The 16313-nt window shown below is 72.7% G+C and carries 16 protein-coding genes and 2 tRNA genes; 10 read left to right on the top strand and 8 right to left on the bottom strand.

Annotation, left to right across the window (positions count from 1 at the left end; genetic code table 11):
* The first annotated feature begins 8 nt into the window (after positions 1-8).
* On the top strand, positions 9-545 hold the full coding sequence (gene pyrE, locus ACIA8Q_RS10395; protein WP_360205853.1) for an orotate phosphoribosyltransferase: 537 nt from the start codon (positions 9-11) through the stop codon (positions 543-545).
* A 126-nt stretch (positions 546-671) separates the two neighbouring features.
* Here pyrE and ACIA8Q_RS10390 read toward each other — a convergent pair whose 3' ends face one another.
* The gene (locus ACIA8Q_RS10390; RefSeq protein WP_360205856.1) at positions 672-1391 is read right to left on the bottom strand and encodes a VTT domain-containing protein; all 720 of its coding nucleotides are present in this window, start codon (positions 1389-1391) and stop codon (positions 672-674) included.
* 353 nt (positions 1392-1744) lie between these two features.
* Here ACIA8Q_RS10390 and fbaA point away from each other — a divergent pair, with 353 nt between their 5' ends.
* Positions 1745-2767 (top strand): class II fructose-bisphosphate aldolase, encoded by a 1023-nt coding sequence (gene fbaA / locus ACIA8Q_RS10385; RefSeq protein WP_360205859.1) that lies wholly within the window; start codon positions 1745-1747, stop codon positions 2765-2767.
* 96 nt (positions 2768-2863) lie between these two features.
* On the opposite strand, the gene ACIA8Q_RS10380 is transcribed toward fbaA, so the two are convergent.
* The gene (locus tag ACIA8Q_RS10380; protein ID WP_360205862.1) at positions 2864-3283 is read right to left on the bottom strand and encodes a DUF3151 domain-containing protein; all 420 of its coding nucleotides are present in this window, start codon (positions 3281-3283) and stop codon (positions 2864-2866) included.
* A gap of 122 nt (positions 3284-3405) precedes the next feature.
* Between ACIA8Q_RS10380 and ACIA8Q_RS10375 the strand changes: the two genes are divergently transcribed.
* A complete protein-coding gene (locus ACIA8Q_RS10375) occupies positions 3406-4293 on the top strand; it encodes a DUF3152 domain-containing protein (RefSeq protein WP_387900572.1) in 888 nt (295 codons plus the stop codon).
* 69 nt (positions 4294-4362) lie between these two features.
* Here the strand turns inward: ACIA8Q_RS10375 and ACIA8Q_RS10370 are convergent, their stop codons facing one another.
* The 4 genes from ACIA8Q_RS10370 to purS form a co-directional block, all read right to left on the bottom strand.
* A complete protein-coding gene (locus tag ACIA8Q_RS10370; RefSeq protein ID WP_360205868.1) occupies positions 4363-5187 on the bottom strand; it encodes a sterol carrier family protein in 825 nt (274 codons plus the stop codon).
* Positions 5188-5259: 72 nt separating this feature from the next.
* Positions 5260-7515, bottom strand: a complete 2256-nt coding sequence (purL, locus tag ACIA8Q_RS10365; protein WP_360205871.1) for a phosphoribosylformylglycinamidine synthase subunit PurL — start codon at positions 7513-7515, stop codon at positions 5260-5262.
* Positions 7515-8192 (bottom strand): phosphoribosylformylglycinamidine synthase subunit PurQ, encoded by a 678-nt coding sequence (gene purQ, locus ACIA8Q_RS10360; RefSeq protein ID WP_360205874.1) that lies wholly within the window; start codon positions 8190-8192, stop codon positions 7515-7517. Before purQ ends, purL begins: the two co-directional genes overlap by 1 nt.
* On the bottom strand, positions 8189-8443 hold the full coding sequence (gene purS / locus ACIA8Q_RS10355; RefSeq protein WP_350606827.1) for a phosphoribosylformylglycinamidine synthase subunit PurS: 255 nt from the start codon (positions 8441-8443) through the stop codon (positions 8189-8191). The genes purQ and purS overlap by 4 nt, the downstream gene beginning before the upstream one ends.
* Before the next feature lie 466 nt (positions 8444-8909).
* On the opposite strand from purS, the gene ACIA8Q_RS10350 reads away from it, so the two are divergent.
* From ACIA8Q_RS10350 to ACIA8Q_RS10320, 7 genes are all read left to right on the top strand, one after another.
* Complete coding sequence (locus ACIA8Q_RS10350) at positions 8910-9227, top strand: Lsr2 family protein (RefSeq protein ID WP_030056585.1); 318 nt, start codon at positions 8910-8912, stop codon at positions 9225-9227.
* A 141-nt stretch (positions 9228-9368) separates the two neighbouring features.
* A tRNA-Gly gene (locus tag ACIA8Q_RS10345) sits at positions 9369-9441 on the top strand.
* 39 nt (positions 9442-9480) lie between these two features.
* Positions 9481-9553: transfer RNA gene (locus tag ACIA8Q_RS10340), tRNA-Gly, on the top strand.
* Between the two features lie 157 nt (positions 9554-9710).
* Complete coding sequence (locus ACIA8Q_RS10335; protein ID WP_396316985.1) at positions 9711-10715, top strand: ABC transporter ATP-binding protein; 1005 nt, start codon at positions 9711-9713, stop codon at positions 10713-10715.
* Positions 10712-11551 (top strand): ABC transporter permease, encoded by an 840-nt coding sequence (locus ACIA8Q_RS10330; protein ID WP_360205881.1) that lies wholly within the window; start codon positions 10712-10714, stop codon positions 11549-11551. The genes ACIA8Q_RS10335 and ACIA8Q_RS10330 overlap by 4 nt, the downstream gene beginning before the upstream one ends.
* A gap of 78 nt (positions 11552-11629) precedes the next feature.
* A complete protein-coding gene (locus ACIA8Q_RS10325) occupies positions 11630-12883 on the top strand; it encodes a sensor histidine kinase (protein WP_396316984.1) in 1254 nt (417 codons plus the stop codon).
* A 25-nt stretch (positions 12884-12908) separates the two neighbouring features.
* Positions 12909-13529 (top strand): response regulator transcription factor, encoded by a 621-nt coding sequence (locus ACIA8Q_RS10320; RefSeq protein ID WP_360205886.1) that lies wholly within the window; start codon positions 12909-12911, stop codon positions 13527-13529.
* A gap of 29 nt (positions 13530-13558) precedes the next feature.
* Here ACIA8Q_RS10320 and ACIA8Q_RS10315 read toward each other — a convergent pair whose 3' ends face one another.
* Both ACIA8Q_RS10315 and ACIA8Q_RS10310 read right to left on the bottom strand, forming a co-directional pair.
* Positions 13559-14458, bottom strand: coding sequence for a phosphoribosylaminoimidazolesuccinocarboxamide synthase (locus ACIA8Q_RS10315; protein WP_360205889.1), 900 nt, complete (start codon positions 14456-14458; stop codon positions 13559-13561).
* Between the two features lie 6 nt (positions 14459-14464).
* Positions 14465-16087: a N,N-dimethylformamidase beta subunit family domain-containing protein gene (locus ACIA8Q_RS10310; RefSeq protein ID WP_360205892.1), complete on the bottom strand. Its 1623-nt coding sequence runs from the start codon at positions 16085-16087 to the stop codon at positions 14465-14467.
* Between the last annotated feature and the right edge of the window lie 226 nt (positions 16088-16313).

Genomic DNA, 16313 nt, shown 5'->3' with positions numbered 1-16313 from the left:
GAACGCTCATGAGCAACGACCGCGACGCCCTGCTGGCACAGATCAAGGACAAGGCCGTCGTGCACGGCAAGGTCACCCTCTCCTCCGGCAAGGAGGCCGACTACTACGTCGACCTGCGCCGGATCACGCTGGACGGCCAGGCCGCCCCGCTGGTCGGTCGGGTGATGCTGGACGCGACCTCGCACCTGGAGTACGACGCCGTCGGCGGCCTGACCCTGGGCGCCGACCCGGTGGCCGCCGCGATGCTGCACGCCGCCGCCGCCCGCGGGCGCGAGCTGGACGCCTTCGTGGTCCGCAAGGCGGGCAAGGCGCACGGCCTGCAGCGCCGGATCGAGGGCCCCGAGGTCAAGGGCCGCCGGGTGCTGGCGGTCGAGGACACCTCCACCACCGGCGGCTCGGTGCTGACCGCCGTCGAGGCGCTGCGCGAGGCGGGCGCCGAGGTGGTCGGCGTCGCGGTGATCGTGGAGCGCGGCGGCGCGGCCGCCGTCGAGGCGCAGGGCCTGCCGTACGTGACCGCGTACGACCTGGAGGACCTCGGCCTCTGAGGCCGACGGCCCGGCCGGACGACGACGGGGCCGGACGGGCGGGACCGGACACGCAGCGGGGCCGGGTCCTGTTTCACGTGAAACGTGAGACGGGACCCGGCCCCTTCCGTTCGCCCTCCGGGCCGCTCAGCCCCGTCGGTGCCGGCCGCCGCCGGCCTGCACGCTCTCGGCCTCGGCGCTCTCCGCGCCGCCCGCCTTCTTCTTCCGGCGCTCCCGCAGGACCTCGATCAGGATCGGCGAGACCGACAGCAGGACGATCAGCAGCACCGCCGGGATCAGGTACTTGTCGATCACCGGGGCGAGCGCGTCACCGAAGAAGTAGCCGATCAGCAGCATGGACTCGGTCCACAGCACACCGCCGATGACGTTCCACAGGAAGAACGTCCGGGCGGGCATCTCCAGCGTGCCGGCGACCGGGTTGAGGAAGGTGCGGACGATCGGCATGAAGCGGGCCAGCACGACCGCCTTGCCGGGCCCGAACTTGTTGAAGTACTCCTCCGCCTTCATCACGTACTCGCGCCGGAAGATCTTCGACTCGGGCTTGTCGAACATCTTCGGCCCGACCTTGACCCCGATCAGGTGCCCGAGCTGGGCGCCGGCGATCGCGGCCAGCGGCGCGCCGACGAGCAGGGCGGCGATCGGCAGCTTGGCGCCGTCGCCGAGCACCGAGGAGGCGGCGTTCGAGGCGGCGACGCCCGCGATGATCAGCAGCGAGTCGCCCGGGAAGAAGAAGCCGACCAGCAGGCCGGTCTCCGCGAAGATGATCGCGATCAGCCCGATGGCGCCGAGGGACGAGATCAGGGATTTGGCGTCGAGCAGATTGACGGCCAGCTGGTTGTAGTCCACGGGCGCAGGATAGCGGGCCCGTCTGTACGGAGGCTTGGGGCGGCGGGCCGATCCGGCCCCGCCCCGGGGGCGCGGCCCGGCGCACCCGGCGGCCGCCCGCGCCGCCGTCGGCCCCGTTCCGACTGGCGGGCTCCTGCTGACCTGCGGGCACGAGTCTGGGAAGATGGCACGGGCGTCCGGACCGCGGCGGTACACCACCCTCATTGCCGTTCCGCGGACGTCGCCCCGAACCTTGGTGCCGGAGAGCCACACCGCAGCGCCGCGCGTCGGCGGCCGGCACGGAGTCGTACCGAAGGCGTACACAGCGTCGGACAGCACCGTCCGTACGCCGCAACCCGACAGGAGCGGATCGCATGCCCATCGCAACTCCCGAGGTCTACAACGAGATGCTGGACCGGGCCAAGGCGGGCAAGTTCGCCTACCCGGCCATCAACGTCACCTCGTCGCAGACCCTGCACGCCGCGCTGCGTGGTTTCGCCGAGGCCGAGAGCGACGGGATCATCCAGATCTCGACCGGTGGCGCGGAGTTCCTGGGCGGCCAGCACAACAAGGACATGGTGACCGGCGCCGTCGCGCTGGCCGAGTTCGCGCACATCGTCGCCGCCAAGTACGACATCACCGTCGCGCTGCACACCGACCACTGCCCGAAGGACAAGCTGGACGGCTACGTCCGCCCGCTGCTGGCGATCTCCGCCGAGCGCGTGGCCCAGGGCCGCAACCCGCTGTTCCAGTCGCACATGTGGGACGGCTCGGCCGAGACCCTCGCCGACAACCTGGCCATCGCCCGGGAGCTGCTGGCCCAGGCCGTCGCCGCCAAGATCATCCTCGAGGTCGAGATCACCCCGACCGGTGGCGAGGAGGACGGCGTCACCCACGAGATCAACGACGAGCTGTACACCACCGTCAACGACGCGGTGCGCACCGCCGAGGCGCTGGGCCTGGGCGAGCAGGGCCGTTACCTGCTGGCCGCCTCGTTCGGCAACGTGCACGGCGTCTACAAGCCGGGCAACGTGGTGCTGAAGCCCGAGCTGCTGCGCGAGCTGCAGGACGCGATCGGCAAGCAGTACGGCAAGAACGACCCGTTCGACTTCGTCTTCCACGGCGGCTCGGGCTCGAGCGCCGAGGAGATCGCCACCGCGCTGGAGAACGGCGTCGTGAAGATGAACCTCGACACCGACACCCAGTACGCGTTCACCCGCCCGGTGGCGGGCCACATGTTCGCGAACTACGACGGTGTGCTGAAGGTCGACGGCGAGGTCGGCAAGAAGAACACCTACGACCCGCGCACCTGGGGCAAGCTCGCCGAGGCGGGCATGGCCTCCCGCGTGGTCGAGGCCGCGCAGCAGCTGCGCTCGGCCGGCAACCGCCTGAAGTGACCCCGGCGGCCGGGCCCCGCCCGGTGACCGCCTGAACGCACGGTGCCCCCGGTGGACTTCCACCGGGGGCACCGTGCGTTCCGGGTCGGTCGGACCCTACGGCTTGAGCTCCCCGTACGCCTCGGCGCTGCTGTCCTTCAGGAACTGCCAGCAGCGCGCCTCCTCCTCGGTCTCCTTGATCGCGCCGGCCGCGCGGGCGAGCGCCGCCAGGCAGCGCAGGAAGCCGCGGTTGCCGCGGTGCTCCCACGGCACCGGCCCGTGGCCCTTCCAGCCGTTGCGGCGCAGGGCGTCCAGGCCGCGGTGGTAGCCGGTGCGGGCGTAGGCGTAGGACTCCACGTAGCGGCCGGCCGCGTAGGCGTCGTCCGCGAGCATGGCCCAGGCCAGGCAGAAGGTCGGGAAGTCGGCGGCCACCTGGGTCGGTGAGGCCGACTCCTCCGCCAGCATGCGGTAGGGCTGCTCGTCCTCCGGCAGGAGGGTCGGGTCGGGGCCGTCGAGAAGATTCCGGTGAATCGCCATGCACGCAGTCTGCCACCCGAGGCGCTGGGGTCAACCGCCGCCGGGGATCGGCCGCGCCGTGCCGGATTCGTGCATACGCGGTATGTGGACATTCACCCGTTCGCCATGCCAAGGTGTTGATCATGCCCGCAGCACGATCCGCCGCCCCGCGCAGCCGCGCCCGCGGTGGTCGCCGACGCCGCCGACCGAGCCGGAGACTCGGGCCCGGCACGCTCGCGGCCCTGTTCGCGGCGGTCGCGGTGCTGGGCGGCACGGCGGTCATGCTGAATCGTTCCGCCGGGACGCCGGCCGGGCCGAGCGCCCAGGCGCGGATCGCCCAGCCGGCCGAACCGTCCGCCGCACCCACCGGCCCGGCACCGGCCCCCGCGGCCACGCCGACGCCCACCGCGGCCGACACGCCGACCCCGCCGGCCCCGACGCCCACCCCCACCGCGCCGGACCCGGGACCCGCCAAGGGCGCGGGCACCTTCACCATCGCCCCCGCCAACGCCCAGCCGGTCGGACGCGGCAAGGTGCGCCGCTACCGGGTGGAGGTCGAGGACGGCATCGGCATCGAGGCCACGGCCGCCGCCGCCCGGATCCACGACATCCTCGGCGACAAGCGCGGTTGGACCAACGACCGCAAGAACGGCTTCCAGCTGGTCGCCGGCGGCTCCTACGACTTCACCGTGAAGATCGCCTCGCCGGCCACCGTGGACCGGATCTGCGGCGCCTCCGGCCTGGACACCCACGGCGAGGTGAACTGCAACGTCGGCGACCAGGTGATCGTCAACTCCAAGCGCTGGAACACCGGTTCACCCCAGTTCAGCGGGCCGCTGGAGGAGTACCGGGCACTGATCATCAATCACGAGGTCGGCCACCGGATCGGGCACGGGCACGAGACCTGCCCGGGCCCCGGCAAGCCGGCGCCCGCGATGATGCAGCAGATCTACGGCCTCAAGGGCTGCACCGCGAACGCCTGGCCGTACTCGGCGGAGGGCGGCTACCTGAGCGGCCCCGCCGTGCCGTGACACCCGCCCTGCCGTGACACCCGCAGCCCGGTGACACCCGCCGTCCCGTGACGCCCCGTCGGGCAGCCCCTACGCCAGCACCGGCAGGTGCCCCCGCAGGTCGCTGCGCTCCCCCGAGGCGGAGACCGCGGCGGTGTCCACCGCCCGCGCCCAGTCGGCCCGTCCGGTGGCCAGCCGGATCCAGGTCAGCGGGTCCGTCTCGACCACGTTCGGCGGGGTCCCCCGGGTGTGCCGGGGGCCCTCCACGGCCTGGACCACGGCGTACGGCGGGATCCGCAGCTCGACCGCGCCGCCGGGGGCGCGGTCCGCGAAGGCGTCCGCCAGCAGCCGGGTGACGGCGGCGACGGCCTGGCGGTCGTGCGGGAAGCCGCCCGGGAAGGCCTCCGGGCCGAGCGCGTCGGCCAGGTCCTCGGCGTGCACCACCGTCTCCACCAGCCGGGTCACCAGCATGTCGGAGAGCAGCATCGAGCCCAGCCGGATCTCGAACCGCCGGGCCGGGTCGGCGGCTTCGGGGCGCTCCAGCAGGGCGGTCAGCGCCTCGGCGGCGCGGTCGAAGGCCTCCGCCGCCGCGTCCGGACCGCCCGCGAACTCCTCGGCGGCCCGCGTCCTCGCCTGCTCGTCGAGCAGCGGCGCGACCGTCCCGACGGCGGCCACCCAGCCGAGCAGGTCCAGCGGCGCCCGGCCCTCCAGCGGGTCGTCGAGGTGCGCGGGGACGAACTCGAGCTGGACGGCCAGGTGGGCGAGCAGCTCGCGCACCCGCCACTCCCCCAGCCCGGTGGGCCGGTCGAGCTGCTCCGCGGTGAGGGCCCGCACGGCGGCGCGCAGCGCCCCGGTCTGGGCGGCCAGCGCGGCGCGCACCTTCTGCGGCTGGTACGTACGGGACTTGGCAGGCATGCCGCCAACATACGGCGAGGGGCGGACGGTCCACCAGGAACCGTCCGCCCCTCGGTCAGCCGAGTGCCCGGATCAGATGAACAGGGCCTCGATGACGCCGGTGTGGGCGTCCTTCAGCTCGGCCAGCGAGACGGTGAACTGGCCCTGGACGTCCAGGGAGTCGCCGTCCACGACACCGATGCGGGTGGCCGGGAGGCCGCGCGCGGTGCACATGTCGTTGAACCGGAGCTCCTCGCTGCGCGGCACCGCCACGACGGCGCGGCCGGCCGACTCCGAGAACAGCAGGACGAACGGGTCCGCGCCCTCGGGCACGATGATCCGCGCGCCGTGGCCGCCCTTGAGGCAGCTCTCCACGAGCGCCTGGCCGAGACCGCCGTCGGAGAGGTCGTGCGCGGCGTCGATCATGCCGTCGCGCGAGGCGGCGATCAGGATCTCGCCGAGCAGGCGCTCGCGCTCCAGGTCGACCTTGGGCGGCAGGCCGCCGAGGTGGCCGTGGACGACCTCGGACCAGGCCGAGCCGCCGAACTCGTCCGCGGTGTCGCCGAGCAGGTAGAGCAGCTGCCCCTCCTCGGCGAAGGCGACCGGGGTGCGCCGGGTGACGTCGTCGATGACGCCGAGCACCGCGACCACCGGGGTCGGGTGGATGGCGACCTCGCCGGTCTGGTTGTACAGCGAGACGTTGCCGCCGGTGACGGGGGTGCCGAGCGCCAGGCAGGCGTCGGCCAGACCGCGGGTGGCCTCGGCGAACTGCCACATGACGTCCGGGTCCTCGGGGGAGCCGAAGTTGAGGCAGTCGGAGATCGCGAGCGGCTTGGCACCGCCGGCCGCGACGTTGCGGTACGCCTCGGCCAGGGCCAGCTGGGCTCCGGTGTACGGGTCCAGCTTGGTGTAGCGGCCGTTGCCGTCGGTGGCGACCGAGACGCCGAGGTTGGTCTCCTCGTCGATCCGGATCATGCCCGAGTCCTCGCCGACCGAGAGCACGGTGTTGCCGAGCACGTAGCGGTCGTACTGGTCGGTGATCCAGGACTTGGAGGCCTGGTTCGGCGAGCCGGCGACCTTCAGCAGGTCGGCCTTGAGGCCCTCGCCGGTGGTCGGGCGGGCCAGCCGCTCGGCCGTGGGGGCGTCGGCCTGCAGCGCGTCCTGCCAGCTCGGGCGGGCGAACGGGCGCTGGTAGGTCGGGCCCTCGTGGGCGACGGTCCGCGGCGGGACGTCGACGACGAGCTCGCCGTGCCAGAAGATCTCCAGGCGCTCGCCGTCGGTGACCTCACCGATGACGTTGGCGATGACGTCCCACTTCTCGCAGATCTCCAGGAAGCGGGCGACCTTGCCGGGCTCGACGATCGCGCACATGCGCTCCTGCGACTCGCTCATGAGGATCTCCTCGGGCGAGAGCGTGGTGTCGCGCAGGTGCACGGTGTCGAGGTCGATCCGCATGCCGCCGGAGCCGGCCGAGGCCAACTCGCTGGTGGCGCAGGACAGACCGGCGCCGCCGAGGTCCTGGATGCCCTTGACGAGCTTCTCGCCGAAGATCTCCAGGGTGCACTCGATCAGGAGCTTCTCCTGGAACGGGTCACCGACCTGGACCGCCGGGCGCTTGGCCGGCTTGGTGTCGTCGAAGGTCTCGGAGGCCAGCACCGAGACGCCGCCGATGCCGTCGCCACCGGTGCGGGCTCCGTACAGGATGACCTTGTTGCCGGCGCCGGAGGCCTGCGCGAGGTGGATGTCCTCGTGCTTCATGACGCCCACGCAGAGGGCGTTGACCAGCGGGTTGCCCTGGTAGCAGGAGTCGAAGACGACCTCGCCGCCGATGTTCGGCAGGCCCAGGCAGTTGCCGTAGCCGCCGATGCCCGCGACGATCCCGGGCAGCACGCGCCGGGTGTCCGGGTGGTCGGCCGCACCGAACCGCAGCGGGTCCATCACGGCGACCGGGCGGGCGCCCATCGCCAGGATGTCGCGCACGATGCCGCCGATGCCGGTGGCCGCGCCCTGGTAGGGCTCGATGTACGACGGGTGGTTGTGCGACTCGACCTTGAAGGTGACCGCGTAGCCCTGGCCGACGTCGACGACACCGGCGTTCTCGCCGATGCCGACGAGCATCGCGTCGCTCTGCGGCTTCTTCTCGCTGAACTGCTTCAGGTGGACCTTGCTGCTCTTGTACGAACAGTGCTCGGACCACATGACCGAGTACATCGCGAGTTCCGCACCGGTGGGGCGGCGGCCGAGAATCTCCCGGATGCGCGCGTACTCGTCCTGCTTGAGGCCGAGTTCGGCCCAGGGCTGCGCGGCGTCCGGGGTCTGCTCGGCGTTCTTGACGGTGTCGAGGCTCATCAGGCGTTCACCAGCTGCTTCAGGACGGAAGTGAAGAAGCCCAGGCCCTCGGTGGTCGGACCGGTGAGCGGCTCCACCGCGTGCTCCGGGTGCGGCATCAGACCGACGACATTGCCGGCGGCGTTGGTGATGCCGGCGATGTCGCGGTACGAACCGTTCGGGTTGACCTCCAGGTAACGGGCCACCACCCGGCCCTCGGCCTCCAGCTCGTCCAGGACGCGCTCGGCGGCGACGAAGCGGCCCTCGCCGTTCTTCAGCGGAACGACGATTTCCTGGCCCGCGGAGTAATCCCGGGTCCACGCGGTGCCGGCGTTCTCGATGCGCAGCTTCTGGTCGCGGCAGGCGAAGTGCAGCGAGTCGTTGCGGGTGAGCGCGCCGGGGAGCAGGTGGGATTCGCAGAGCACCTGGAAGCCGTTGCAGATACCGAGGACCGGCATTCCGAGCTTCGCCTGCTCGATGACGGTCTCCATGACCGGCGAGAACCGCGAGATGGCGCCGCAGCGCAGATAGTCGCCGTAACTGAATCCGCCCGGCAGGACGACGGCGTCGACCTGGTGGAGATCCTTGTCACGGTGCCAGAGGGCGACCGGCTCCGCGCCGGCGAGGCGGACCGCGCGCTGGGCGTCGCGGTCGTCGAGCGAGCCGGGGAAAGTGACGACGCCTACGCGGGTGGTCACTTCGCCTCCTCCTCGACCCGGACGGTGAAGTCCTCGATCACGGTGTTGGCGAGAAAGGTCTCGGCGGCTTCGCGGATACGGGCGAGCGCGGCGTCGTCGACCGGGCCCTCCACTTCCAGCTCGAAACGCTTGCCCTGGCGGACGTCGGCGATCCCGGTGAATCCGAGACGGGGCAGTGCACGCTGCACCGCCTGTCCCTGGGGGTCGAGGATCTCCGGCTTGAGCATGACGTCGACTACGACGCGTGCCACTGGCACTCCCGGTGGTGTCTTCGGTGAGGCGGGGGAACTCCAGACTACCGGCCGTTTCGGGCGGGATTGCTGGCCGGGGAGGGCGACGCGCGTAGACCCGAGACCCTTACGCCACAAGGGATCCGGGCCCACCGGGCTCCACCGGGCCCACCCGGTTTCCGGAGATTCGACCCCCGGAACGAGAACAGCCGAAGAACACCCGAATACGGCACTCCGGGACAGATCGCCCCGTCCCGCGCTTCGGTATCCGGCACTCCGGCGAAGACACGTGAATATCCGGAAAAGAATGCCGGACTCTTCGATTTCGACCCCCTTCGGGTGCAGAATAGGGCCACCTGTCGCGGCAAGTGCTGCGTATCCGGCGGGCCACCCGGCCTGCCCGTATGCGCTTGCGCGAGTGGTGCACATCAGGCCCCCGACGCACCCCGCGGACCGGCGGCCGAATTGCCCGAGAGGATTGACACCCATGGCTCAGCGTGTAGTTGTCACGCTCTCCGACGACCTGGACGGCGGCGCCGCGGCGGAAACCGTCCACTTCGGCGTCGACGGGAAGTCGTACGAGATCGACCTGTCCGTGGACAACGCGGAAAAGCTGCGGGAGGCCCTCGCTCCGTTCGTCGCGGCCGGCCGCCGCCAGAGCCGCACCGGAAAGTCCTTCCGCCGCACCGCGCTCACCCCGGACCCGGCCGCCGTCCGCGCCTGGGCCCTGTCCCGCGGCATGGAGCTCCCGGCCCGCGGCCGCATCCCCAAGCACGTGTACGAGGCGTTCGCCGAGGCGAACTGACCGCGTCGGGGCCGCGCCCCGGTCGCCCCGCCCGCCTGGACCGAAAGGGTGGGGCGACCACCCCGAACGATGCTGTAGAGTAATCCTCGTCGCCGCAACGGAGAGATCCGGACCGGCGGACGGTGCCCCACCAGGCACCGTGCGGACGTGGCTCAGTTGGTAGAGCATCACCTTGCCAAGGTGAGGGTCGCGAGTTCGAATCTCGTCGTCCGCTCGCAGTGCGCGAGCACAGCACAACAGAATATCTTGACCTGCGGACGTGGCTCAGTTGGTAGAGCATCACCTTGCCAAGGTGAGGGTCGCGAGTTCGAATCTCGTCGTCCGCTCCGAAACGAAGGGCCCCCTCGATCGAGGGGGCCCTTCGGCATTCCCCGGGAATGCCCCGGGCCGGTGACATTTGTCATCGCCGACCCGTGGATCCCCACCGCCGTCCGGTGACGGCGCGCACTGCCCGCGCGCCCCGGGCCGCGGAACGCTGGAGGCATGGAAACGAGCCAGCCCTCCCGCCCCGGCGACAGCGTGATCGAGGTCACCGGACTGCACCGCCACTACGGCACCGGTGCCACCGGCTACCACGCCGTCCGCGGCGTCGACCTGACCGTCGGCCGCGGCGAACTGTTCGCCCTGCTCGGCACCAACGGGGCCGGCAAGACCTCCGCCATGGAGCTCATCGAGGGACTGGCCGCCCCCAGCGGCGGCACCGTCCGGGTGCTCGGCCACGACCCCCACCGGGAGCGCGTCGCCGTCCGCCCGCGGATCGGCATCATGCTCCAGGAGGGCGGCTTCCCCGGCGAGCTCACCGTCGGCGAGACCGGCCGCGCCTGGTCCGGGCTGACCACCGGGGCCCGCCCGGTGGACGAGGCGCTCGAACTCGTCGGCCTGACCCACCGCCGCGACGTCCGGGTCAAGCAGTTGTCCGGCGGCGAACGGCGCCGGCTCGACCTCGCGATGGCCCTGCTCGGCCGCCCCGAGGTGCTCTTCCTGGACGAACCCAGCACCGGCCTCGACCCGGAGGCCCGCGCCGCCGTCTGGCGGCTGGTCCGCGAACTGCGCGCCCAGGGCACCACCGTGCTGCTCACCACGCACTACCTGGAGGAGGCCGAGGAGCTCGCCGACCGGCTGGCCATCATGCACGGCGGCCAGGTCGTGACCACCGGCACGGTCGCCGAGGTGATCGCCGGCCGGCCGTCCCGGATCAGCTTCGAGCTGCCCGCGTTCACCGGCACCGCGCTGCCGCCGCTGGCGGGCGCCGAGGTCACCGTCGACGGCCACAAGGTCACCGTGCAGACCGCCGGCCTCCAGGACACCCTGCACGACCTGCTCGCCTGGGCCCGCCGGCACGGGATCGCGCTCGGCGCGCTGGACGCCCGCAGCGCCTCGCTGGAGGAGGCCTTCCTCGCCATCGCCTCCGAGGCCGCACACCAGCCGCCCGCCCCCACCCCGCCCGCCCCCACCGCCCGCCGCCGCCTGATCGGATCCGCCCGATGACCACCGCCGCCCCCACCGCCACCGCCGCCGCCACCGGGCCGCGGAGCACCGTCGCCCGCCGGCTGCTCGCCCTCGGCCGCGCCGAGGCCACCCTGCTGCTGCGCAACCGCTCGGCGCTGTTCACCGCGCTGCTGCTGCCCCTCATGCTCATCGGCGGGCGGCACGGCATGCTGAAGCAGCAGGCCGACTCCCACCCCGGGCTGGACGTCGACTCGCTGCTGATCACCGGCACCATCGGCGGGATCCTGGCGTTCGTCGTCTACTACAACCTGACCGCCGCGTACGTCGGCCGGCGCAACGAGCTGGTGCTCAAGCGGCTGCGGACCGGCGAGGCCACCGACGTGGAGATCCTGGCCGGCACCGCGGTGCCCTCGGTGAGCCTGGCCCTGCTGATGAGCGGCGTCGTCGCCGCCGGCGGTGTCGCCGTGCTGAAGCTCGGTGCCCCGGTGAACCCGCTGCTGCTGGCCGCCGGGGTCCTGCTGAGCATCGGCACCATGATCGCGCTGGCCGCCCTCACCAGCGCCTTCACCAAGACCGTGGAGACCGCCGGCATCACGACCCTGCCCGTCCTGCTGGTCTCCCAGTTCGGCTCCGGCCTGCTCATCCCGCTGGAGACCATGTCCGACCGGATCGCCGACGTCTGCCGCCTGCTGCCCACCACCCCGGGCTTCCAGCTGATCCGCCTCGGCTGGACCGGCAGCGACGGCTCGGCCGCCGCCACCGGTTTCGGCGGCACGTGGGCGACCGCCCTCCCGCACCTGGTCACCGGCGCGGTCTGGCTGGGCCTCGCGCTCTGGGGCGCGGTCCGCTACTTCCGCTGGGAGTCGCGCCGCTGACGCACCCCGGCGGCGCGCGGCACGAATCCGAGGAGGACCCCCCGGTTCGCCCTCTGATATGAAGGCAACAGCACGATCATGATCGAACAGGGGGACGGGCAGATGGAGATCCGGTCGCCGATGCGCGCCTGGCGGGGCTTCGGCAAGCCCAAGCGCTCCGAGCTCTACCTGCGCTGGTCGATCTACCTGATGCCGCTCGTCATGCTGCCCATCGCGTTCCTGATCACCAACTCCCGCGCCGACCAGCCGCACCCTCCGGCGGCCACCCGGGTCGCCCTGGTCGTGACGCTGGCCGCCGTCCTGCTGGACCTCCGGGCCTGCGGCACCTCGCTCGACCACTACCTGAACCGGCCCACCGACCACCGGCGCTGGCTCCTCGCCAGCGGAGCCTTCACGGTGGCCGGCTGCTGGGCCGTCCTGCTGGCCCACCCCGTCCCCGACGCCCCGGGCGGCCCGGCGGGGCAGCCGTTCACCGCCGCGATCGCGACCATCCTGCTGAGCGGCGGCTTCGGGCCGCTCGCCGTCGGCCTGCCGCTGCGCTGGGCCTTCCCCGTGGCGCTCGGCCAGATCCTGCTGGTCGCCCCCGCGATGCTGCTGGCCGGAGTGACACCCGGCTTCGCCGTCGGCCTGCTGGTCGGCGACGCGGTGGGCATGCCCTTCGTCGTCGCCAGCTGCCGCAGCTTCGCCTGGCTGACCTCGGTGGTCTGGGAGCTGGACGCCGCCCGCGAGACGCAGTCCCGCCTCGCCGTCGCCGAGGAGCGGCTGCGCTTCTCCCGCGACCTGCACGACGTGATGGGCCGCAACCTCACCACCATCGCGCTCAAGAGCGAACTCGCCGTCCAGTTCGCGCGCCGGGGTCGCCCGGAGGCCGCCGACCAGATGGCCGAGGTGCAGCGGATCGCCCAGGAGTCGCAGCGCGAGGTCCGCGACGTCGTCCGCGGCTACCGCACCGCCGACCTGCACGCCGAGGCGATCGGCGCCAGCGCGGTGCTGCGCTCCGCCGACATCGCCTGCGAGATCGACCTCGGCGAGGACGCCGACCGGCTCCCGACCGCGGTGCAGTCGGTGCTCGGCTGGGTGATCCGCGAGGGCACCACCAACGTGCTGCGCCACAGCGAGGCCGCCCACTGCCTGATCCGGCTGCGGCTGGAGGAGGGCCGGGCGGTGCTGGAGCTGGAGAACGACGGGGTGCCCGGCCTGCCGCGCCCCTCCCGGGGCGGCGGTGCCGGCCTGCCCGGCCTGCGCGAACGGCTGGCCGCGCACGACGGCGAGCTGACCGTTCCGCCCGCCCGGGAGGGCACCTTCCGGGTGCTCGCCTCCGTCCCGATCTGACCCGACTGCCGGAGGAAGACCGACGATGACCGAGACCGTGCCCGTGCGCGTCCTGCTCGCCGACGACGAGCACCTGATCCGCGGCGCACTGGCCGCCCTGCTCTCGCTGGAGGACGACCTCGAGGTGGTCGCCCAGGCCGGCTCCGGACCGGAGGCGCTGGCGATGGCCCAGGCGCACCGCCCGGACGTCGCGGTCCTGGACCTGCAGATGCCGGGCAAGGACGGCATCGAGGTGGCCACCGAGCTGCGCAGGATGCTGCCGGACTGCCGCTGCATGATCGTCACCGGGCACGGGCGCCCGGGCTACCTCAAGCGGGCGCTGGAGGTCGGAGTGCGCGGCTTCCTGCCGAAGACCGTCTCGGCGGCCGACCTGGCCGGGATCATCCGGACCGTGCGGGCCGGCGGCCGCTACGTCGACCCGGAGCTCGCGGCGGACGCGATCAGCGCCGGGGAGACCCCGCTGACCCCGCGCGAGACGGACGTCCTGGAACTGGCCGCCGACGGCACCACGATCGCCGAGATCGCCGCGCGGGCGGCGCTCTCCCCGGGCACCGTCCGCAACTACCTGTCCTCGGCGGCCACCAAGCTGGGCGCCGAGAACCGGCACGCGGCGGTGCGGATCGCCCGCGAGCACGGCTGGATCTGAGACCCGGCCGGCCCGCGGGCGGTGGTGCGTCAGACCCAGGCGGTGCCGGTCAGCCGCTCGTAGACCTCGATGTACTTGGCGCGGGTCCGCTCGACCAGCTCGGCCGGCAGCTCCGGCGGGGGCTGCTCGCTGTAGCGGTCCCAGCCGGAGGCCGGGGAGACCAGCCAGTCGCGGATCAGCTGCTTGTCGAAGGACGGCTGCGAACGGCCCGGGCGCCACTCGTCGGCCGGCCAGTAGCGGGAGGAGTCCGGCGTGAGCACCTCGTCGCCGATCACCAGCTCGCCGTCCAGCAGACCGAACTCGAACTTGGTGTCGGCCAGGATGATGCCGCGGTCGCGGGCGATGTCCCGGGCGCGCGCGTAGACGTCCAGCGTGGTGCGGCGCAGCTGGGAGGCGAGCTCGGCGCCGATCCTGCGGGCGGTCTCCTCGTAGGAGACGTTCTCGTCGTGCTCGCCGACCTCGGCCTTGAGCGCCGGGGTGTAGATCGGGGCGGGCAGCTCGGAGCTGTTCTCCAGGCCCTCCGGCAGGGCGATGCCGCAGACCGTGCGGCTCGCCTCGTACTCGCTGAGGCCGGAGCCCGCCAGGTAGCCGCGGGCGACCGCCTCGACCGGGACCATGTCCAGGCTCTTGCAGATCAGCGTGCGGCCCTTCCAGTCGGCGGGCGCGCCGGCCGGGACCTCGGTGGAGATCACGTGGTTGGGCACGATGTCGGCGATCCGCTCGAACCACCACAGCGACAGCTGGGTGAGGACGCGGCCCTTGTCGGGGATCTCGTTCGGGAGCACCCAGTCGTGCGCGGACATCCGGTCGCTGGCGACCATGACCAGCTCACCCGACCCGGTGCGGTAGAGGTCGCGCACCTTGCCGGTGTGCAGGTGGACCAGGCCGGGCACCTGGACCGGCTCGGGCTTGGTGACAAATCCGCTCAACGTGTCTCAGTCCTCAGGGGTCGTTCGGGGGCGTGGGGCACCGCGAAAGGGGAGGTCACTGCCCCCGCAGTCTTTCATGACCGCCGAACCGTGGTTCTTGCCGAGGCGGTCCAGCAGGTTGGCGGTGGCCCGCTGGATCCGCTCGTCGGTCAGCCCCGGGCGCCCCAGGGCGGGCGACCAGGCGAAGGTGCCCGCCGCGAACACGTAGGCGCCGCTGGGCGCCCGGTACAGCGAGGTCTCCTGGTGGCGGGTGCGGCCGGCGAGGTCCTGGTACGGCGAGTGCGCGAGCAGCACCCGCTCGGTGTGCTCGGGCAGCGCGACCTTCGGGTAGTAGCGGTCGGCCTCCCCGGCGACCAGGCCCGGCAGCTCGTCGCCCTCCCGCAGCCCGGTGCCGTCCCACAGCCAGTGCGCGGTGTGCCGGGCGACCATGGGGACGGGCGCGGCCACCCGGCCCGAGTACTGCAGGCCGAGCAGGTGCTGCTCCGGCTCGCCCGCGTCCCGCCACAGCGCGCTGGCCGAGCCGGGCACCCCGGCGGCCGGACTGCCCGGCCGGACCTTCTGCCGCTTGCGGCAGTTGAGCAGCCGGTTGGGCTCTCCGGAGGCGGCCGGGGTCAGCTCGACCCGCCAGTACATGGTGTTGGCGGAGAGGAAGACCAGCGAGGTGCCGCCGTCCCGGGCCCGCTCGACGACCCGGCGCATCGGCTCCGACCAGTACTCGTCGTGGCCGGGGAAGATCAGTGCCCGGTGCCGGTCCGGATCGACCAGCCCCGCGTGCAGGTCGGTGGCCGTGGCGTAGGAGAGGTCGTAGCCGTAGCGCTCGGCCCAGCGGATGAAGTCGTACGCGTGGCCCACGTGCAGCGGCAGCCCGGCGGTGGCGTGCGGGCGGTCGAAGGAGACGGTGACGGCCGCCTCGGCCTCCCCCGCCAGACCGCCCCGGTCGTCCCAGGCGTGGTACAGGCTGGCGCCGCTGCGGCCGTCCTCGGGGAACAGGTTGTAGGCCTGCCACGTGACGTCGGGGACCACCAGCAGCAGCTCGGCCGCGTGCTCCTGGTCCTCGAAGTCCCGTACGGTGAACGGGATGTGGCTGCGGTGCAGCATGTCCGCGGTGGTCAGCACGGCGACGTACGCGCCGGGCTTCCAGTGCGTCGGGACCTGCAGCCGCCAGGAGTGCCACCAGTGGTGGCAGGAGACCGTCCGCTCGACCACCAGCGGGGCGGGCTGGGCCAGCCCGGCGATCAGCGGACTGGACGTCATGTGGCGGGCGCCGTCACCGCCGTAGTGGCCGATCCGGTAGACGTCCACGGTGAACTCGCGGGGCGGGTTGACCGTCACCCGGAAGTCCACCGAGCCGCCGGGGCGGATCACCCCGGCCGAGGCGAACCCCTTGATCTGCTGGTCCACGTCGTTGGCGCTCTGCGGCGTGCCGACCGGCGGCTTGGGCCGGGCCCCGGACGCCAGCGGACGCTGGCCGGGGGCGTCCACCGAGACGTACCAGGGGACGGCGCCCTCCGCACCGGCCAGGTACTGGTCCGGGCTGCGCAGCCAGGGCAGCGGCCCCTGGCCGAAGGGGTCGGAGACGCTGTACGCGTGCGTACCGGACTCCCACCGGCGGTTGAGTTCCGTCCCCACGCGCCCCTCCCAGGTGCACTCCCGCCCGGTTGGCACGTGCCCCCCGGATGTGCGTGCGGACTAATACACCACAGAGTGCTGTCACTGCGTCACCCAGTGGTGGCAATTGGTGCCGGGAATCTCGCCACCGGCCCGGACCGGGCCCCCGGCCTGCGGAGACGATCGTTCCGCCCGGCTTCCGGGGGCGCGCACCGGCGGCCCGAGCGCCGCCGGGCCGCCCCCGGGC

The organism is Kitasatospora sp. NPDC051705 (assembly GCF_044453265.1).
Lineage (GTDB): Bacteria > Actinomycetota > Actinomycetes > Streptomycetales > Streptomycetaceae > Kitasatospora.
Note: the sequence above shows the minus strand (reverse complement) of the source record. Positions and strands in the feature narration are given on the sequence as shown.